The organism is Bacillus cereus group sp. MYBK227-1 (assembly GCF_051916325.1).
GTDB classification, from domain to species: Bacteria; Bacillota; Bacilli; order Bacillales; family Bacillaceae_G; genus Bacillus_A; species Bacillus_A cereus.
This window is the reverse complement of record NZ_JBQAGK010000002.1, coordinates 296255-316593: the sequence shown is the minus strand read 5'-3', so window position 1 is coordinate 316593 and position 20339 is coordinate 296255. Positions and strand designations below refer to the sequence as shown.

Below are 20339 nucleotides of genomic sequence, written 5' to 3'. Positions count from 1 at the left end.
TGTTAATCAGTTCTTTAGCTCGTCTAAAGTAATTTAAAAGTCATAATATAAACAGAAACATTTTATAGTCTATTCAATAAAAAAAGAGTGCAATTTTTGCACTCTTTTTACTCATTTCTATTAGAAATCAAAGTTATCAGGATCTGGACCAACGCGGTGATTTTGATTTAATGCATCGATTTTTTCCATATCTTCTTTCGTTAATTCAAAGTTAAATACATCTGCATTTGCAATAATGCGGTGCTCTTTCGTTGATTTTGGAATTGTGATCACTTCATTTTGAAGGTCCCAACGTAAAATCACTTGTGCTGTTGTTTTACCATGTTTCTCAGCAATAGCCTGTAATGTTTCATTATCTAATAATTGACCTTGCATAAGTGGTGACCATGCTTCCATTTGAATACCTTGTTCTTTACAGAAAGCTTGTAATTCTTTTTGTGTTAAACGAGGATGGTATTCTACTTGATTGATCATCGGCTTAATTTCTGCATCTTTTATTACATCTTGCAGATGGTGAATTTGGAAATTACTTACGCCAATTGCACGTACACGCTTTTCTTTATAAAGTGTTTCTAACGCTCTCCATGTATCTTTATATTTCCCTTCTACAGGCCAGTGAACAAGATATAAATCTAAATAATCTAGCTTTAATTTTTTTAAGCTCTCTTCGTATGCAGCAATCGTTTCTTCATATCCTTGATCTGCGTTCCATACTTTTGAAGTAATAAATAATTCTTCTCTTGAAATACCAGTTGTTTCAATACCGGCACGAATCCCCTCACCTACAGCTGCTTCATTTCCGTAAATTGCAGCTGTATCAATGCTGCGGTATCCTGCTTTAATTGCTGATTTAATCGCTTCTACAAGTTCTGGTCCTTCTTCTACTTTAAATACACCTAAACCAAACCAAGGCATTTCCACACCATTACTTAATACTGTTTTACTTTGTAAGTTTTTCATTTTATTTTCTCTCCTTTTATTTTACTTGATCTCTTTTTTCTAATGTCATGCTCCATGCTGTTAAAATAACAGCACCTACTACCATAATGCCGCCTACCCAAGCTGTATGAATTAACCCTAACGAGTTCGTTACAATACCGCCTAAATAAGCACCAAGAGCAATCCCAGCATTAAACGCCGCAATATTAATTGCCGATGCAACATCGACAGCACTCGGTACAAATCGTTCAGCTAACATTACGACATATACTTGTAACCCTGGAACATTCATAAATGCGAATAGCCCCATTAAAATAATTGTGATTAACCCAGCTACCTTAAATGGTGCCGTAAATGTTAAAACAAATAGTATAATCGCTTGAATAAAGAACATGTAGAATAGCGCTCGAATTGGATTATGATTCGATAATTTTCCGCCAATCACATTCCCTATCGCAATGGCGATTCCATACACTAATAAAATGATAGTAACCGTATTTGCTTTAAATCCTGTTACCTCTTGTAATAACGGAGATAAATACGTAAAAGTTACGAATGTTCCCCCATATCCTAATGCAGTAATAATGAAAACTAGTAACAGTCTTCCGTTCGTAATCAGTTTAAATTGATCGCGGAATGATACAGACGCACCTTTTTTCATATTAGATGGAATGAGAATACTATTTGCAATTAAGGCGATAATTCCAATTACTACAATTGCTAAAAATGATGTTCTCCAGCCAAATTGTTGACCAATAAATGTTCCAATTGGTGCACCTGTAATAGTTGCAACTGTTACACCAGTAAACATAATCGCAATCGCGCTAGCTCGTTTATTTTCTGGGACAAGTGCCGCAGCAATTGTTGAACCAATTGACATAAACACACCATGCGAAAGTGCAGAAATAATTCGCGCAATAAGTAATACAGTGAAGCTTGTTGCTACCGCTGCGATTCCGTTACCAATAATGAAAATAATCATAATCCACATTAATAACGTTTTTCGTGACATATTAGCTGTTAATGACGTTAATACTGGAGCCCCAAACGCTACGCCTAACGCATATAAAGAAACTGTTAAACCAGCCGTTGTAACCGACACATGTAAATCTTCCGAAATAGATGGTAATAAACCGACACTAACAAATTCAGTTGTCCCAATCCCGAACGCACTAATTGCTAACGCTAACAACGCAAATATACTTCTTCGATTCGTCTGAACTTCTGAAGACGATGCTGTATATGAATTCAATTGAGTTTCCCCTCTTCCCTATAATTCCTATCATAATAGTGCGATAAAAAGGCCCTTTTATCTTCTAAAAAACATATTTAATCTCTACAAACGCTATTATGAATGGTTTCATTCTTTTTTTAAAGAACGCACTTTAAAGTACTATAGGTACTTTTTAGTACCGTAAAGCTTGTCTCTCTCTTACATGTACTATTATGAAATATATTCAATACAATGAATAGTACGTACTTTAAAGTGCTGTAGGTACTAAAAAGTAACATAGTTAGTTACCAGTACCGTAAAGCTTGTTTCTCTCTTACATGTGCTATTATGAATGATAATCACCCTAATAAAAAGTACGTACTTTAAAGTACTATAGGTACTAAAAAGTAACATTTATATAACCTAGCTTATTTTGCTCAAAAATTGAAATCTACATTCCATGAAAAAGACTTTCAAATGAAGAAATACACTTTCCCGTAGAGGCAACTTTAGAGAATATTACTTAAACATATAAAGGATCATGTTCATTACCACAGACAAATAATAAAAAGGCAAAAACGAACAGAAATGTGTTCATTTTTGCCTTTTTTATTTAATGATTAAAATGTACGACTTTTAGAAAGGAAATCTGCATTAGCTCCTGTTACACCACTTTGTCCCCAGTTCCCTGGAATCATTTCACGAATAAGAATTAGCACTTTATCCAAAGGTGCATGAGTATATTTAGATGTTACTTGTGTAAGTTCGTTTACCCACTTATCCTTTGTCTCTTGATCAAATGTATTCCATATATCAACCTTAATAATAGCCATTCCATTAACGTTACGACCTAGTGTATCGTAAGACTCTTTTGTCTCCCAATCGGACACCCTACTTTTCACAGCAAAGGTAGCATCACTTGCTACAGCCCCAGCTTTCCCCCAGTTTTCTTTCTCAAGTTCCGTTATCAACACTTGAATTTTGTCAGGGACAATTTTTAATAGTTTTATTGTAAGTTCCGTTACACTATAAATAAATTCCTTCTTTTCTTCTGTTGACATGGTTGGCCAAGTATTTAGCTCGATTAATGGCATAGTATTGCCCCCTAAATTTAATTATCTATTGACTAGTTACAACTATTGGTTCAAATGATTTTTAACTGCTCTTACTACCAATTCGTGATCTTCTTCTGGTGGTAATCCTGAAACTGTTATCATTCCAATAACCCCTACGTTTTTTATCCTGATAGGAAAGCATCCACCAAACGCAGCATATTCCGAAGTATCTAAAAGATATTTTTCATTATATGAAATTCCAGTTATTTCACTTTGTATCTGCATATAATACGAGCTACGATCATGCAGGGAAACGACTCGTTTTTTACGCTCAATCCATTTCGTATTTTCCGCATTTGTCCCTGTCATCTTGAAATGAAATAATTGCACACCATTTTTCGTTATATCAACAGCAATCAATTTCCCCTCTCGCTTTGCTGTTTCAACGATAAATAAACCTAGTTGCAAGGCATCTTCATTTGTAAAAGAGGAAAATTGAAGCGTTTCCTCCTCTTTTAAAATTTGTTTACTTATTTCATTCAAATTTGAAGTGCTCATATCTTTAACCTCCATAATTGTTTTATGCCACACCGACATTTTTTCGAAATTATTAGGCCATATAGTACAACCCTTCAATCAATCTGATTCTAAATAAACTGCTGTAACATCGTTGGTAACTAGTAGTACCGTAAAGCTTGTTTTCTTCTTACTGGTGCTATTATGAATGATATTCAAAGTTATAAAAAGTACGCACTTTAAAGTGCTATAGGTACTTTAAAGTACTATTCTACTTATCCCTATCTTACAGAGACTATTATGAAATATATTTAACATCTTAAAAATGTATGTACTAAAGAATAATATTTTTAATCACTAACTTTTTTGCTCAATGGTTGTAATTCATCAGATACAGAAATAGACATACAAAAACGCCATCCTTTCCTATAATTTTAAAGAAAGAATAGCGTATTCTTTTCAAAAATGAGTTCTTTTATTGAGAAACTTTGATTCTATATCATACATAAAAGGGCAACCAGTGCTAAAACAGCTGGAAGTCCTTGTTTCACAATAATTGATTTATTAGATGTGAAACCTCCGAAAATAGCTGCTACCACCACACAAATCACGAAAAATAATTGGACCATATAACCAATTGGATTGATTCCAAGTACAAGTCCCCAAATGAGACCAGCCGCTAAAAATCCATTATATAAACCTTGGTTTGCAAACATAATGGCTACGTTTCGATCTCCTTCTAAATGCTTCGGTAATTTGAAAGCACGTTTCGCTACTTTTGAATTAATAAAAAACATTTCAAGGATCATGATAAACAAATGTTCTAATGCTACGATCCCGACTAAAATAGCTGCGATTATTTCCACACTATTCTGCCCCCTACACTCTCTATTCTTTAATATTCTCTACATTTTTTTGCATCTGTAATAGAACATGAATAAGTATTTTGCGTTCTTCTCCACTGATATTTACGAACATTTCCTTCATAAAATGTTCCTTTTCTTTCTTGTCAAAATATTAATTGATATATCAATTATTGATACATCAATTAATATACATCTCTCTTTTTATTTTTGCAAGTTTTTTTGCTCAATTGGTTTTATTTTGTTCTAGCAACTTTAAACCAATTCAAAACATCAGTTCGCATTTCTAGAAATCATAATTACTTTAAGTTCATTCTGACAATCATATTTAACTAAATATATAAAAGAATTGAGTTATATCTCCATCAATTTATAAAAATTAATTTTTTCTAAAAACAGATACTTTACGTTTTTTATAGTAATAAAAATCATTTTTTTGTTTCAGAGGCAATCCATTTTGTTAGCCTGATGGGCATAAGATAGCACCCATATGGAGAACCAATTATCTTTCAAGAAGATGGCTAGAAATCTGGAATTGGTACAGGAGTTGCCTACTTCCCCGATTCAGATGGTACTAATTTAGAGCTAATTGCTCCAAAAGGGCCATTTAGACGTGACTAATTAAAATATATTAATACTGAAAAACCACCTTTATGAGAGGTGGTTTTTTGTTGCTAATAGTGAAGGTTAATATTGAGGTCTGATTGATACCTATTCCTTTTCCACATCTTTCATCATACCATCGAAAGAATAGTCTTATAGCTATTTCAAATATTTCGGCAGTACTATATTGCTAGCAAGCTAAAATTTCATGGTACTCCCCAAAAACTCTGCTGAATCATAACCCAAAGTTCCTTTTATCATTTCAAGGTAATTCGAAATTCTTAAGTTGTTGGGCACGGGGTACAGCTGAAAAACAGTGTATATTCATTAACTTCAAACTAATTTTGATGTAACAAAATTGTATTTATACCTTTTTAACAAATTCAGATTTTAATTTCATAGCTCCAAAACCATCAATTTTACAATCAATATTATGATCTCCATCAACTAATCGGATACTCTTTACTTTTGTACCAATTTTTACAACTGATGAAGTTCCTTTTACTTTAAGATCTTTAATTACTGTTACAGAATCACCATCGTTTAAAATATTTCCATTTGCATCTTTAATTACCTTTGTATCTTCACTATTTTCAGCTTCTAATTCTAAAGTCCACTCATGAGCACATTCTGGACAAACAAAAAGATTCCCATCTTCGTAAGTGTATTCTGAATTACATTTTGGACAATTTGGTAAATTAGACATATTTTTATTTCCTCCACTCGTTTTCGTGTATTCTATTAAATAAATATTATTTTTAATTTCCCTTTTCCGTTTAAATATACGGAAAATATTCTCTTCTTACTGTTTGATACTTATTTGTTGAATGTATAAAAAAACTACTTGTTCACACCTTGTAAAAAATCTTCTCTACATTCTCCAAAGCAAACTTTCTTCTTCTCTATTTTTTAATAAAATGATGAAAAAGTAGATGAAATCAAACAAACTTTGTATGTGAAGTGAAATTTTTAAAAATCTAATGCATTTACTTTATTCTTTATTGTATTGATTTCCTGAGATTGCTGAGAAAGCCCTGTACACTCATGAAAAGCAAAATGCTTACACCCTATACATTTTTTTGTATTCAGATGTCCTAAAGCACAATTAATTGCTTCCCCGGTATGATCAAAAAAGTTTTCTTTCCCAATCTCAGCGTACAATCCATTCTTATCTAGATTGGCTTTTAGCTCTGATTGAATTCCAGAAATAAGAAGTACGCCACCTTGTTTTTTGAAGTGCTGAACAATATTCCTAAAGTAAGACTCTCCTGTGGTATCAATAAAAGGAACTTTTCCCATACGTAAAATTAAAACTTTAGGTTTATAATGAATAGTCGCTAAAATATTTTGTTCAAATGTTTGAGCAGCCCCAAAGAATAATGGGCCTTCTATTGTATAAATACTAATTTGTGGACAATCATGAGCTTTATTTACCACATGCGATAACAATTTTTCATTCTTTTTTGTATGATCAGGAAGCACTTTAGATATAACAAGCATATTACTCATACGTTTTGTAAACAAAATAACAGCTAAAATAAGACCGATCTCCACAGCTGTTGTTAAACTAGTAAATACAGTAAGTAAAAATGTTACTAGTAATACAAGGGAATCTCCTGTCTTCATTTTGAGTATGTGATAAAAATGTTTTTGTTCGCTCATATTCCAAGCTACCACCATTAAAATGGGAGCCATACTAGCAAGAGGAATATGTGAAGCATATGGAGCTAACAGTAAAAGTGTCAATAACACAAATCCCCCATGAATAATACCCGACATCGGAGATACAGCCCCACTCTTAATATTAGTCGCTGTACGAGCAATTGCTCCAGTTGCTGGAATCCCGCCAAATAACGGGGTAACAATATTTGCAATCCCCTGACCGACAAGCTCTTTGTTACTGTTGTGTTTACTATTTGTCATACCATCTGCCACGACAGCGGATAAAAGCGACTCAATTCCACCGAGCATCGCAATAACAAATGCAGGACCAATTAACTGTTTTATACGTTCTAATGTGATTTCTGGTATATCAAACTGAGGAAGTGTATTTGGAATCGTGCCATATGCTGTACCAATAGTAGGTACATGACCTGAGAAAAATACAGTTGCAATTACAGTTGAAATAACAACACCTACTAATGAACCAGGCACTTTTGGTAAAATCTTTGGTGTTATGAGTATAACAAAAAAGCAAATCAAAGCAGTTATAACACTATAAAAATTGGTAGTACTGATATGAGTGAAGAGTTCCTTCAAATTCGCTAGAAATTCCTCATGCTTTTTTATACCTGTTAAACCTAAAAAACTAGCAATTTGTCCCGTAAAGATAATAACAGCAATACCTGAAGTAAAGCCAATTGTTACAGGACGTGGAATAAACTTAATTAAAGAGCCTAGTTTGAAGATTCCCATAAGACATAAAATAATTCCAGCTAACAAACCCGCGAGTAGTAAATTTTCGTATCCATAGGTAATTACAACTCCTAAAAGAATCGGAACAAAAGCACCTGTAGGTCCTCCAATTTGATACTTCGAACCACCAAACAGTGAAATGAGTATTCCAGCAATACAGGTTGTATAAATCCCATACTCTGGCTTAACACCAGAGGCTATAGCAAAAGACATAGCAAGTGGAATCGCAACAACTCCAACAATCATTCCTGAAAGAAGATCCTTTTGAAAATGTGCTAATGAATATCCTTCAAACCTTCCTGTAAATAACTTTCTCATTACAAACCCTTCTTTTCTATTTTTAATAGATCTGGATTACAAATGTATTTCTCGGTCCCTTATACAGAAAATTGTCCTTTTCACAAAAATAAAAAACATCCTAATATTTACTATATGTTTTACTTAAATGACACTCCAATTCACCTATATCTCCACCTTGTTGTACATAGAATTTCAATCTTTCTGCTAAACGTTCTCCGGCTCGACTATCTAGCTTCTTCGTATCAATAAACGATCTAATCCTTACCTTATCTGGAGTAATATCTCTACGAAACATTTGTCCTGGAATTTCACTCCAAAAACGATTCCATTCATCCAGTAATCCTATTTGATCAAATAAAAAACCTTGAATTCCACATAACCAAGCTGTACAAGCAGTATTTCTTTTTCGACATCCAACTCCATCTTGTAAATGTTGGCATGAAAAACAACAAGAATTTCCACTTTTTATACAAACTTCACAAACGTAATGAGCTCCTAATGAGCGAAATGTTTCAATCCCATGTTGGATGATATCTTCTTTCTTAACCTCAATACTCAACCTATCCCTCCTTGGCCATCATTTCACTTTCTGCTTCATCTAGCTCTTCTAACATTGAAATCGTATCGATTAAATGGTTGTTGAAAATCTTCCGTGCAACCACCAATAAATCCACAATAATAGGGTCTCGTAAAGAATATAAAACTCTTTTTCCATCTTTCCTACCAACAACAATATTTTTTGAACGTAGTACACTTAATTGCTGAGAAACAGCTGAGCCTTCCTTATTTAAAATATCTTGAATTTCGTTTACGCTTTTTTCACCTTCTGACAATAATTCTAAAATACCTATTCGCAAAGGGTGTGCTAAGGCTTTAAAGAAATCTGCTTTAAATTGTTGCATTTCGTTTCCCATTGAAATCCCTCCGTTACTTTTCCTCAATTTCAAAAAGTATCATATACATCTTCAAATGTTTGAATATGTATATGATACTTTTAAAACCTCGAATTTTCAATACACATTTTACAATATTAAATAAGCATCAAATAGAGAAATATACTATTCAAATTCAGGTTCAAAATTTATTATCCAAAATAAAAGCGCCTAACATATTAGGGATATATAATACGTTAGGCGCTTGATATTTAAAATTTTTCGATTTAGGTCTTGATAACATTGGATGAGTATATGACCAAAACGCTAGATGACTAATATGAATAAACTTATTTGTAAAATTAATTCCTTAGAATATTTTAAGAGCAAGTTTTGAAAAAAACTATTCAAAACTTGCTCCTTATTTTCTCAGATCCAACTATTTTGATACTAAAACCAACAGTAGTGAATTAAAATAATGACTTAATACTTGCTAAAACTGTAAGTACACCTACAATAATAACAAATACGTTGCTCATTTTCCCTTTGTATTTAGCTAGTACTGGCACTTTTTGAATCGCATACATCGGTAATAGACATAAGATAGCAGCAACTAAAGGACCGCTTAGAGAATCAATAAGTCCAAGAATACTTGGATTTGTATAAGCAACAAACCAGCATGATAATACAACAAAAGTAAGAATTATTGTCTTAATTGTTTTTTCTTCAATATCTTTTCCACGTGATTTACCAAACTTAATAATCATGTCACGCATTACTTCAAATGCTCCTATATAATGGCCTAGGAAAGACTTTGTAATAGCCACAAAAGCAATAATTGGAGCTGCAATAGTGATTACAGGCGAATTAAGCTCATTAGCAAGATATGAAAGAATTGATAAGTTTTGTTCTTTTGCCATTTTTATATCATCTGGAGTCAAGCTCAATGCGCTACTCCAAACGAAGAACATAACAACAGCGAATGTCATGATATAACAAACCTTTTGTATTTGCGCACATTTAGCATCAGTGGCTTCGATTCCATACGTAGCTCTCTGTTTCACAACAAATGATGAAATCATAGGTGAATGATTAAATGAGAATACGATGATTGGTAGAATCATCAATATCGTCCCAAAATAGCCTGTTCCTGTTGAAGCAGTTGAAACAGCTGAAAAACTAAGCATTGACGTATTCCACTGTGGAATTAAAGATATTGCGATAAACAGTAGAGAAACTATGAAAGGATACACTAACATACTCATTACCTTTACAGTAATATCTTGACCAAAATTCAGTATAGCGATAAGACCAAGAACTAATACAAGTGATAAAATAGCTCTTGGAGGTTCTGGCATGTGCAATTGATGCACGATAAAACTACTTGCAGTGTTTGTAAGCGCAACCGAATACATTAGTACGATTGTATAAATTGAACCGAAATATACGATGTTAAAAATGATACTCGCTTTATTTCCGAAATACTCTCTAATTGTACCTGTGATCCCCTCATCAGCAGAATTAGAAGCGTATATCATTTTAGCAAGTGCCCTATGTGAGTAGTACATAACTGGATATGCAAGCAATGTAATTAGTAGTAAAGATAATAAACCACCTGAACCTGCATTAATCGGTAAAAAGAGCACCCCTGCTCCAATTGCAGTTCCAAATAGACTGAGTGCCCATGTAGTATCCTGCTTATGCCACTTTTTCGGATCTGCATATTGCTCATTTTTTAGTGCGGTATTTTCAGCTTGAACTTCTATTTTCTTTGCAGTATTCCCGTTCATATAATAACTCCCCCTTGTATCTATTCCTGCATCTCTCTTTGCACCTAACAAATATTCCCTTTTTGGAAAATGAATTCCTTACAAGTTGCCCCACATTGTATGTCCTTCATCATAATGAATCCAAATTGAAACATTCGCTAATTAGCGTCCTAATATAATTGTTAGCGTTCACAAAAAAGTTTACTCGTAATATCCGCTCTTTATATAAAGAACCCTTAAGAGAACAATATAGAATAGACTTCATAAATACGTTGCAACATTTCTAATAACAGTGTATTACTTTAATGGTTTCTCTTTTTTACTTTTAACAGTAATTTTAGCTAAACCGGCCTCTCTTCATTTGCGAGGCATTTCTTTCTCAATTCTATACATTACTTTCATAACTTCGGTAGCACTGATGATATTGCTCACACAAGCCACTGAAGCACATTACATACATTTCGCCTCTAATCACACACCTTTCTTACTAATAATCGCATTTTTTATATTTTCTCCAGAGATAATAAAATTTCTCTCGACGCCCTCATTATAACGTGTATATTTATAAAATTAATATTTTTATATTTTCAGAAATATTAAAGCGGAATAATTTTATATGGATAATATTTTACAGTTAGCATGTAGCCATTGTTTTTATCGCTTAAAGCTGAATTAGTTAGTAAAAAAATACAATAATACATTGTTTTTCTAGGTGACTTATTATAAAAATACTTATATCCCCTTTTATCAAAAAATTTTATTTTAAACATAAAAGATATTCTAATAAATAATTAATGTAGGTAAAAAGAAAAAAATCCCAAAATACAAAAACCAATTTTAGGATATATATTATTAATATTGAATTCATATACAATTTAAAAAGCTACACTGAGCAAAAAACAAAAAAGCTGCCCCATATGGACAGCTCATTTACATAATTCTCGTTATCAGGAATACACAAACAAATCACTTCAATATCATCTTAATTGTAGTTTGTTCGGCTCTTCTTCAGGGATATCTCTATGCTTGTAATGAATCGTTTTTACATCATTTCCTTTTATGCGAAAAGTAATTGTGTCCCATAAGGCGGATTGTGTGCACCCTCAAAAGTTTAAATTTTAAAATCCCTCATTAACTAGCTCTTTTATCGAGTTTAATTTTGAAGAAAGCTCGATAAACCATTCTTCATCCCCTGTTAATAATGCAAGATCTATAAGATAAAGGATTTGTTCCTTATTTATTACCTTTGATTCAGGGAGTTTGTTAACGTGTTTACTAAAGAGTAAAATCGCTTCGTTTATTGTGTACTGGCCGTCACGTTTCACAATACTAACTGTAACTATATCCTCTACATCATCAAGTGATACAATATAACCAACTATTAATTCACCTTCATTTGATATTCCACGAACCCAATCTCCTACTTTTAAAACATGATTATTATTTGACATCATACCGTTTCACCTTCCTATAAATATTTTTTGTGACGATAAAAAGATATAAAAAGATATAAAAACAAATTATACTGTAATATTTTTCATTACATTTAAGTGTTAAGAACTCACGGCTATATAATAATTAAGCCGCTTAACGCTCTTGATTGATAAGGTCAACAACTTCTTTCATTGTATAATTCTTTAAGTATTCACCTAGATGCTCTTCAGCACCTAAGAAAATAGCGAAAAGAACTTTTCGCATATTCGAACCTACAACACACTGATTGTTTGATTCTGGACACTTCGGCTGCAAAGCACCTTCAGAGGTTATCTGATAAATATGCCAAAGATTAATTTCATCTAAATCGCGAGCGAAAATAAAACCGCCACCAGTCCCCTCTTTCGATTGTATAAACTTATGTTTTTTTAACAAACTTAGTACTTTGCGAATGCGTACTGGATGAACACCTGCACTTTCTGAAATAGCATTACTTGTTGACATCCGGTCTGGCTGTAAAGCTAAATAAGTTAAACTGTGTATGGCCAAGGTAAAGTCGCTGTTCATGATTTTCCTCCTACGATTAAAAATATTGTTTCTCATATATTAACATACTGTAGCCATAAATATTACAGATTGGTTAGAACGTTAAAACATGTGGAATGCTTCTTGCCATAAAAAATTAATTCCCTTATATTCTATCCCGTCCCACCTATATCTGATAACTTCATTTAGCTTTTTAAGTTAAAAAGAAAATTAAACACTCCACTGTTTCTTCACTTGTTCTTCTGCCAACTGTTCAATTTTTGTCCAAATCGTATCTTTACTCACAATAACATTTGTTTGATAATTTCTATCATTATAATTAACTGTAACACATACTTCAATCATCTTCTGCTTCCTCCTTTCAAGAAAATTTCTTATTTATATTTAATACCTGAAAAATTTTGAATTTAGTTATAATCTCTAGCATATAACTTCATTTTTTTAAATAATTAAGTTTAAAAACCCCACTGTTTCTTCACTTGTTCTTCTGCCAACTGTTCAATTTTTGTCCAAATCGTATCTTTGTTCACAATGACATTTGTTTGATAGTTTCTATCTTTATAATTAACTGTAACGCATACTTCTATCACCTTCAGTTTCCTCCTTTCAAAAAATTTCTCTTTCATACTATTACTTATTAATTAGCCAACTTTTGCAGTTCAATGTTTAAAAATGTTCGGACACTACGTGGTAAAAATTTGCGAATTTCTTCTTCGTTAAAACCAATTTGCAATCTTTTTTCGTCCAGCATAATCGGGCGACGCAACATTAGTGGATGCTCAATTATTAATGTATAAAATTCATTTAGCGAGAGCTCATCAATATTTATATTTAAGTCCTGAAAAGTTTTGGATCTAGTTGAAATAATTTCAGTAGCCCCCTCTTCAGTTAAACGAAGAATCGATTTAAGCTCATCAACTGTCATAGAATTTGATACGATGTTTTTTTCAATATAATCAATTTGATGCTCTTCAAGCCATGCTTTCGCTTTTCGGCATGAAGCACAGCTTGCTGTTGTATATAGAATTACCATATTTAACTCACTCCTTTAATGTTATTAAACGTACATTTTAAATATCGCTTATTGAAATGTATTAAAAAAAATTACAGTTTAGAATCAAATTCACATAATGTTAATTATTCAGCAATGTTTCATTTATCTCTATTATTCATGCTACATTTTACAGACGTTAACAACTCACTTTTAAAAATCTTACTGTAATTTTAAACTTTACAGTTCAATTAATCAACTGTTAAGTCTTGGATTAATTTTAATAACACAACAAATTATTCTCATGTAAAATTCCCCATAGCATGATGGCTCCTTCAAAGCACATTTCACGCATTTCTTGCTTACAAGTGCTATTATGGATTATACTCATCCTAATAAAAAGTACGTACTTTAAAGTGTTATAGGTACTAAAAAGTAACATATGCCTTTTTAAGTGCCGTTCTGCTTATTTCTCTCTTACATCGGTTATTATGACCGATATTTAGCACAATAAATAGTACGCACTTTAAAGTGTTATAGGTACTAAAAAGAAATAATTTTAGTATTGCAACGGATGTAGGCTCACAACTGTAATCTAAATTCATCAAAGGAGTTTTTTTATGAAGACATACAATATTCCTGTAGAAGCGACTTTAGAAGTTATTGGCGGAAAGTGGAAAGTTGTTATCCTTTGTCATTTAAAAAAAGGAACAAAAAGAACGAGTGAATTAAAACGTTTAATGCCTGGTATTACGCAAAAAATGTTAACGCAACAATTACGGGAACTAGAAGAAGATGGTGTAATCCAAAGGAAAGTATATGACCAAGTACCACCAAAAGTAGAGTATTCTTTAACGGATTACGGTTCGTCTTTAGGAGCTATACTCGATTCCCTCTGTTCCTGGGGAGAAGTTCATCTTGAAAAAACCGGGAACACATCCATGCTGATTACAGCAGATGAATCATAACTGTAGAAGACATAAAATAGGTTGAGACAATGCTTGCCTCAACCTATTTTATGTCTCTTTATAATTTTTTTGCCGTAATGACTGTTTCAAACTCAAAGGTTTCCGGTAGATGATCTGCATAAGAATATTCAAAAGTTCGTCCATCCGTTAAGTAAGCTACTTGCTCAACTCGCATTAGGAAATCCTGATTTGTTAAGTTCATAAACTGCTTTTCCCTATCATCTGGACGAATCCCTTTAACCCTGACAACAGATGTCCCTACTTCAAGACCAAGTTTATTTTGAATATGTGAGTATATCGACTCCTCTAAAACAGAAGCTTCAACACCTGGGATAACCGAAATTGGCATCCATGTATGCTCCATAATCGTCGGAATGCTGTGAATGATGCGGAGGCGAATGATTTTATAGACGAAATCACCAATTGAAACTCCCAATTTCTCAGCAACTACTTCATCAGCACCTACAATCGCAAACTCGATAATTTTACTTTCTACCTCACTACCGTAAACAGCTTTCGTACCTGTTAAAGTTTGAATCATTCGTGCCTTTTCCTGCTGATGCCAATCTTGTACCACTGTTCCACTTCCACGCCGACGGATAATGTAGCCGTCTCTTACTAATAGATCCAGCGCTTTTTTAATCGTAAGTGCTGAAACATCGAATTCTTCAGCAAGGACGGAGCTACTCGGAATTTTTTCGTTGATTTTATATTCACCGTCTAAAATTTGCTGTTTAATCTTTTGATAAATGCCGAGGTATTTTACTTGTGTTGATCCGCTTGCCATTTCCATACCTCCTTTATACTGCAAACTCTCTTCTATTCATTCAAATGTAAAGCCTCAAGTTTGTAAACTGAAGGTGATGGGGCAGCAAATCCATTTTCCAAGATTTCAATATTCGTTACTGCTTCTTCATCTTTCACAAGTTTTGGTGCACCATTTACAATTGTGTCATACGCTGCATCATAGAAACGACCGTAATCACCAAGCGGCGTTTTAATTTGTTTTTCAATCCAGTCACCATTTGCATTACGATACTTAGCAATTCCATAATACATCGGCGAATCTTCACCAAATCCTGCACTCTCAGGCATAATACCCGCTTTCAAATCATTTTCCTGCTGATCTTCACCGTATTTAATAAAAGAGCCATTTGTTCCATGAACGATAAAGCGTGGATAATCTTTTGCTACGATATGGTTCGTTTTCAGCTTAATCTTCAACTGATTTCCATAATGTAGACCAACATCGAAATAGTTATCAACCGCACCTTCCACTTCATTATTACGAATATCGTATGTCACTGTATTTGGACGGCCGAATAGTGAAATCATGCGGTCCATCGTATGAATACCTAAACTGTAAAATGAACCTTCTTCTTTTGGAGCTTCATGAGTGATTGAACCAGGACGGAAATAATCAATATGTGATTCAATCTCAATAATATCACCAAGGAATCCTTGTTCAACTACTTGCTTTACAGCTAAAAAATCACCATCAAAACGGCGGTTTTGATAAGGCATAACGACTACACCTTTCTCTCGTCCTAATGCTAATAATTCTTTGGCGTGTTCTACTGTATCGCAAAATGGTTTTTCAACGATAACTGATTTTCCGGCTAGTATAACTTTTTTTGCTAATTCATAATGCGTATGTGCTGGCGTACAGATCGTCACGACTTGAATTTCTTTGTCATTCAACAATTCGTCCAAATCAGTAGTGAAGTAAACACCTTTTTCCTCATATGGAGCCGCTAATTCTTGATTTATTTGACGTACAAAAATCGTTTTTACTTTTATATTATTACGTGTCTTTAGATAAGGTAGGTGATAACGGTTAGCTGATTTTCCAAATCCAATAAAGCCCATTGTTAATGTCATGTTCTTCAACTTCCTTGCTCATAAATTTTCGTTTCTACATTTATTATATATTTTTTCTTTAAAAGTATATAGTTTTAATTTTAAAATTATATACTAAAAAGTCGAGATAGAAATCATTTTCTGATTCCCATCTCGACTTTACGTTATAGACTTATATCCTATCATCATTTTATTTATACTCAATGACTTGAGAGCTACTTGGTTACATGCTCTTATTCATACATATACGAACGTGTCATCGGAATTGTATCATTAATCCCTTTTGTAAATACAAATTGATGTAAATCAATATTACCTGTAAAGAACGAAGCTGCACATGCATTTAAATATAAACGCCACATGCGGATAAATCGCTCATCTTTCGTTTTACGAACTTCCTCTAGTACGTTTTCAAAATTTCGAGCCCAATGTTGTAATGTTTTTCCGTAATGTCTACGTAAGCTTTCTACATCCACAATAAAAAATTGTTCGTTTGTCATGTTCGTGATTAATTCATTCACAGCAGGAACATACCCACCAGGGAATATATATTTTTCAATCCAACCATTCGTAGCACCACCATTAGCCGGAGAAGTAATGCAATGCAGCAGAGAAATCCCGCCATCATTTAATAATTTGTTAACTGTTTCAAAGTATTGCGTAATGTTGTCTTTTCCTACATGTTCGATCATACCTACACTAACAATTTTATCAAATTTATGATTCTTAATATCGCGGTAATCAAGTAAAGATACTTCAACTAAATCCGTAAGTCCCTCTTGTTTAATTCGCTCAGAAGTCTTAGCATATTGTTCCTCACTTAACGTTACTCCCATCGCTTTCACACCGTACTGTTTAGCGGCAGCTGTAATGAGTTCACCCCACCCACAACCGATGTCTAATAGCGTATCACCTTTTTGAAGGTTCAACTTTTTCAAAATATGATTCACTTTATTATGCTGCGCTGTCGTTAAAGAATCTTGCTCATTTTGGAAATATGCACAAGAATATGTCATTGTTTCATCAAGCCATAATTTATAGAAATCGTTCCCAATATCATAATGATGAGCAATATCATCTTTATTTTTTTGTTTTGAGAAATTCCATTTACTTTTGAAATATTGCAACTTACTATCACCTAAAAAGCTATCCTGCCTTTTATAAATAGATTGAATTGCTTTTTCAAGGTTACCCTCTATTTCAAGATCCCCATTCATATATGCTTCACCGAATGCAATAGAAGGATCCTTAGCGATTTCTTTTTTTGAAAGTGGCTTATGGAATGTTATGTGAAATTGAGGTTCCCCTTCGCCATATTGGATTGTTTCTCCATTCCAAAGTGTAATTTGAACTGGATCTGAAAACAGATTTTTGAGTATTTTTTTATAAAAAAGTTCTTCAACCATAAAAACATCTCCTACTAAAAAATTGAACAAAAAACTATACTAGTTAATAAGTCTTTTTGAACATAGCTTAAAATCGTTATTGTACTGACTTCTTGCTACGAGTGTCATTATAAAACGGTTATATTATGAAGCATAGTACGTACTTTAAAGTGATGTAGGCACTTTTAAGTACCCATGACTGAAACAGGTCCTCAAAAATTTTACTTTTCATCATAACAACTTTCTAAAGTTTTAAAACGAAAAACACCACCTCGTCATTAGGTGGTGTTTTCAATATTACATATAGAGATTTCACTTAACTTCTGTGTTTTTTCTATCTATGCATCGTTCTCCCCATGCGGTTAATTGATTTAATACATTCTGTAAAGACCACCCATAATCGGTTAGGGAGTATTCTACTCGAGGGGGAATTTCTTTATAAATTTCACGTGTAATCACACCATCTTCTTCCAGCTCGCGTAGTTGCTGCGTTAACATTCTCACAGAAATTTCAGGAATCAAACGTTGCAACTCACTCGTTCGCTTCGTCCCTTTCGTTAAGTGACATAAAATAACGACCTTCCACTTTCCCCCGATAATTTCTAAAGTTGCCTCTATCGGTATATTGTATTGTTTCACACGATCTCCCTCCTTTTTTCTAAATTTCTTCTCTATTGTTGCGTAAAAACAAATAATTTTCTATACGGCACATTTTAGTTCCTACAGCACAAAAAAGTACCTATATTACAAAAAAGTAATTATGCTGCGTAAAAATCTCCCTCTATACAAAAAGAAAAAACGAACGTATTCTCGTTCGTTTTTTCTTTCTTTATTCAGCTGCTGTTATAAGCATAGATGTGTTCCCATTCTTTTCAAGATGATTTTCTCCCCAGTTACAAAGAGTATCGAGTATAGAATCTAAAGAATGACCGTAATCAGTTAAAGAGTACTCTACTTTTGGTGGCACTTGGTTATACACTTTTCTCTCGATTACACCATCTTCTTCTAATTCACGTAATTGTTGCGTTAACATCTTTTGTGTAATACCAGACATTAATTGTTTTAATTCGCACGTTCTCTTTTTGTCTTTCTTTAAATGACAAAGGATAACTACTTTCCACTTTCCACCGATAACCTCTAAAGTTGCCTCTACAGGAATATTGTATGTTTTCATATAAAAATCTCCTTTAATAATTTTATAAGACAAATAAGCTAAAATATTTAAATATTACTTTTAAGTATCTATAGCACCTTAAAGTACGTACTTTTTACCCTGTTAAACATGTTTCATAATAGCATACGTAAACAGCAGATGAGTAGTACGGCACCAAAAAGTACCTGTATTACTTTTTAGTATCTATATCACTTTAAAGTACGTACTTTTCATTATGTAAAATACATTTCATAATAGCATTTGTAAGAGTTGAGTGAGTCATGCAGTGTTAGAAATTACCTGTTAGTACCTTTACTTTAAAGTGAGTATTTTTCTCATACATTTTGTCAGACGATAAAATGACATGTTTTCATTTTCACATCCATTCACAATGAATAAATATTTTTCAAATACATTTTAGGAGGATATCTATAATGAGTAAATTACTAAAAGAAAAAATCGGATTTGGTACAGCACCACTAGGAAATATGTACCGTAATATCCCAGAGGAAGAAGCAATCGCTACAGTGGATGCTGCTTGGGAGAATGGCGTTCGTTACTTTGATACAGCTCCACTTTATGGATCTGGCTTAGCGGAGATTCGTCTTGGTGAAGCACTATCAAAAAGAAATCGTGATGATTACTTTTTAAGTACGAAAGTAGGTCGAACTATTTCGGATGAATTAGAAGATCCATCTGCACGTGATTTAGGTGAAAAAGGCGGGCTTTTCGAATTTGGTCGCAAAAATAAAATGATCAATGACTATAGCGCAGATGCAACACTTCGTTCTATCGAGCAAAGTTTGAAACGTTTAAAAACAGATCGTCTAGACTTTGTTTTCATTCATGATTTAGCACAAGACTTTTATGGTGATGCGTGGATTTCACAATTTGAAATTGCTCGAACAGGAGCATTCCGTGCGCTAACACGTTTACGTGAAGAAGGAGTCATTAAAGGCTGGGGGCTTGGAGTAAACAAAGTAGAATCAATTGAACTTATGCTTGATTTAGAAGAAGCGAAACCAAATATATCCTTATTAGCTGGTCGCTATTCATTATTAGACCACGAACGTGCATTGCAACGAGTAATGCCTGCATCTGTAAAGCATAATATGGATATTGTTGTTGGTGGCCCATATAGCTCAGGTATTCTTGCTGGAGGCGCTCACTTCGAATATCAAAAAGCATCGCCAGAAATTATTGCAAAGGTTGAGAAAATCAAAGCTCTTGCAGATCGTCACGAAATCAGCATCAAAGCTGCTGCACTACAATTTTCACTAGCCAATCCAGCAGTTGCTGCTGTTGTTCCTGGTGCAAGTAAACCGGAACGAATTGTAGAAGACCAAAAAGCCTTAAATACAGTAATTCCAGCAGCATTCTGGGAAGAAATGCGCGAACAAAAATTAGTAGCACCTAATGCACCACTACCAATCAACCTAAAATAATTTGAAACCTTA

At 33.4% G+C, this 20339-nt stretch carries 21 protein-coding genes and 3 pseudogenes; 3 read left to right on the top strand and 21 right to left on the bottom strand.

Annotation, left to right across the window (positions count from 1 at the left end; all coding sequences use genetic code 11):
• Nucleotides 1-120: 120 nt before the first annotated feature.
• From ACTFRM_RS08730 to ACTFRM_RS08710, 5 genes are all read right to left on the bottom strand, one after another.
• On the bottom strand, nucleotides 121-960 hold the full coding sequence (locus ACTFRM_RS08730) for an aldo/keto reductase (RefSeq protein WP_000793565.1): 840 nt from the start codon (nucleotides 958-960) through the stop codon (nucleotides 121-123).
• 16 nt (nucleotides 961-976) lie between these two features.
• Nucleotides 977-2191 carry an MFS transporter gene (locus ACTFRM_RS08725; protein WP_001089891.1) on the bottom strand — a complete coding sequence of 405 codons (1215 nt, stop codon included), beginning with the start codon at nucleotides 2189-2191 and terminating at the stop codon, nucleotides 977-979.
• Between the two features lie 581 nt (nucleotides 2192-2772).
• Nucleotides 2773-3246 carry a tautomerase family protein gene (locus ACTFRM_RS08720; protein WP_001128308.1) on the bottom strand — a complete coding sequence of 158 codons (474 nt, stop codon included), beginning with the start codon at nucleotides 3244-3246 and terminating at the stop codon, nucleotides 2773-2775.
• A gap of 42 nt (nucleotides 3247-3288) precedes the next feature.
• The gene (locus ACTFRM_RS08715; RefSeq protein ID WP_105559683.1) at nucleotides 3289-3804 is read right to left on the bottom strand and encodes a heme-degrading domain-containing protein; all 516 of its coding nucleotides are present in this window, start codon (nucleotides 3802-3804) and stop codon (nucleotides 3289-3291) included.
• A gap of 413 nt (nucleotides 3805-4217) precedes the next feature.
• A complete protein-coding gene (locus ACTFRM_RS08710) occupies nucleotides 4218-4589 on the bottom strand; it encodes a DUF1304 domain-containing protein (RefSeq protein WP_426865918.1) in 372 nt (123 codons plus the stop codon).
• A 483-nt stretch (nucleotides 4590-5072) separates the two neighbouring features.
• Between ACTFRM_RS08710 and ACTFRM_RS08705 the strand changes: the two are divergent.
• Nucleotides 5073-5207, top strand: a pseudogene (locus tag ACTFRM_RS08705) (VOC family protein); the annotation flags it as partial.
• Nucleotides 5208-5553: 346 nt separating this feature from the next.
• On the opposite strand, the gene ACTFRM_RS08700 reads toward ACTFRM_RS08705, so the two are convergent.
• The 11 genes and pseudogenes from ACTFRM_RS08700 to spxA all read right to left on the bottom strand — a co-directional run bounded on the left by ACTFRM_RS08700 (nucleotide 5554) and on the right by spxA (nucleotide 13558).
• Complete coding sequence (locus tag ACTFRM_RS08700; protein WP_000067659.1) at nucleotides 5554-5895, bottom strand: zinc ribbon domain-containing protein YjdM; 342 nt, start codon at nucleotides 5893-5895, stop codon at nucleotides 5554-5556.
• A 263-nt stretch (nucleotides 5896-6158) separates the two neighbouring features.
• Nucleotides 6159-7922 carry a SulP family inorganic anion transporter gene (locus ACTFRM_RS08695; protein ID WP_001228485.1) on the bottom strand — a complete coding sequence of 588 codons (1764 nt, stop codon included), beginning with the start codon at nucleotides 7920-7922 and terminating at the stop codon, nucleotides 6159-6161.
• A gap of 100 nt (nucleotides 7923-8022) precedes the next feature.
• Nucleotides 8023-8463: a hypothetical protein gene (locus ACTFRM_RS08690; protein WP_000021460.1), complete on the bottom strand. Its 441-nt coding sequence runs from the start codon at nucleotides 8461-8463 to the stop codon at nucleotides 8023-8025.
• Between the two features lies 1 nt (nucleotide 8464).
• Nucleotides 8465-8818: an ArsR/SmtB family transcription factor gene (locus tag ACTFRM_RS08685; protein ID WP_000526187.1), complete on the bottom strand. Its 354-nt coding sequence runs from the start codon at nucleotides 8816-8818 to the stop codon at nucleotides 8465-8467.
• A 428-nt stretch (nucleotides 8819-9246) separates the two neighbouring features.
• Nucleotides 9247-10566 (bottom strand): aromatic amino acid transport family protein, encoded by a 1320-nt coding sequence (locus ACTFRM_RS08680; protein WP_001014168.1) that lies wholly within the window; start codon nucleotides 10564-10566, stop codon nucleotides 9247-9249.
• 956 nt (nucleotides 10567-11522) lie between these two features.
• A pseudogene (locus ACTFRM_RS08675) lies at nucleotides 11523-11656 on the bottom strand (DUF3888 domain-containing protein); the annotation flags it as partial.
• Between the two features lie 7 nt (nucleotides 11657-11663).
• Nucleotides 11664-11999, bottom strand: a complete 336-nt coding sequence (locus ACTFRM_RS08670; RefSeq protein ID WP_000987462.1) for an IDEAL domain-containing protein — start codon at nucleotides 11997-11999, stop codon at nucleotides 11664-11666.
• A 133-nt stretch (nucleotides 12000-12132) separates the two neighbouring features.
• Entirely contained in the window at nucleotides 12133-12546 is a 414-nt protein-coding gene (gene saiR / locus ACTFRM_RS08665; protein WP_001083465.1) for an Rrf2-family transcriptional regulator SaiR, read from the bottom strand.
• A gap of 189 nt (nucleotides 12547-12735) precedes the next feature.
• Nucleotides 12736-12870, bottom strand: a complete 135-nt coding sequence (locus ACTFRM_RS08660) for a BA3454 family stress response protein (protein WP_000573530.1) — start codon at nucleotides 12868-12870, stop codon at nucleotides 12736-12738.
• A gap of 110 nt (nucleotides 12871-12980) precedes the next feature.
• Nucleotides 12981-13115, bottom strand: coding sequence for a BA3454 family stress response protein (locus tag ACTFRM_RS08655; protein ID WP_000573515.1), 135 nt, complete (start codon nucleotides 13113-13115; stop codon nucleotides 12981-12983).
• 47 nt (nucleotides 13116-13162) lie between these two features.
• On the bottom strand, nucleotides 13163-13558 hold the full coding sequence (gene spxA, locus ACTFRM_RS08650; protein ID WP_000236189.1) for a transcriptional regulator SpxA: 396 nt from the start codon (nucleotides 13556-13558) through the stop codon (nucleotides 13163-13165).
• A 578-nt stretch (nucleotides 13559-14136) separates the two neighbouring features.
• On the opposite strand from spxA, the gene ACTFRM_RS08645 reads away from it, so the two are divergent.
• Nucleotides 14137-14484, top strand: a complete 348-nt coding sequence (locus ACTFRM_RS08645) for a winged helix-turn-helix transcriptional regulator (protein WP_000860832.1) — start codon at nucleotides 14137-14139, stop codon at nucleotides 14482-14484.
• Nucleotides 14485-14532: 48 nt separating this feature from the next.
• Here the strand turns inward: ACTFRM_RS08645 and ACTFRM_RS08640 are convergent.
• The 5 genes and pseudogenes from ACTFRM_RS08640 to ACTFRM_RS08620 form a co-directional block, all read right to left on the bottom strand.
• Nucleotides 14533-15271, bottom strand: a pseudogene (locus ACTFRM_RS08640) (GntR family transcriptional regulator).
• Nucleotides 15272-15303: 32 nt separating this feature from the next.
• Nucleotides 15304-16365 carry an oxidoreductase gene (locus tag ACTFRM_RS08635; RefSeq protein WP_059303568.1) on the bottom strand — a complete coding sequence of 354 codons (1062 nt, stop codon included), beginning with the start codon at nucleotides 16363-16365 and terminating at the stop codon, nucleotides 15304-15306.
• Nucleotides 16366-16577: 212 nt separating this feature from the next.
• Nucleotides 16578-17750, bottom strand: a complete 1173-nt coding sequence (locus ACTFRM_RS08630; protein ID WP_000229037.1) for a cyclopropane-fatty-acyl-phospholipid synthase — start codon at nucleotides 17748-17750, stop codon at nucleotides 16578-16580.
• Between the two features lie 291 nt (nucleotides 17751-18041).
• Complete coding sequence (locus ACTFRM_RS08625) at nucleotides 18042-18368, bottom strand: winged helix-turn-helix transcriptional regulator (protein ID WP_000816339.1); 327 nt, start codon at nucleotides 18366-18368, stop codon at nucleotides 18042-18044.
• Nucleotides 18369-18558: 190 nt separating this feature from the next.
• Nucleotides 18559-18903, bottom strand: coding sequence for a winged helix-turn-helix transcriptional regulator (locus ACTFRM_RS08620; RefSeq protein ID WP_000860820.1), 345 nt, complete (start codon nucleotides 18901-18903; stop codon nucleotides 18559-18561).
• A 413-nt stretch (nucleotides 18904-19316) separates the two neighbouring features.
• On the opposite strand from ACTFRM_RS08620, the gene ACTFRM_RS08615 reads away from it, so the two are divergent.
• Nucleotides 19317-20327: an aldo/keto reductase gene (locus ACTFRM_RS08615; RefSeq protein WP_440043213.1), complete on the top strand. Its 1011-nt coding sequence runs from the start codon at nucleotides 19317-19319 to the stop codon at nucleotides 20325-20327.
• Nucleotides 20328-20339: the final 12 nt, after the last annotated feature.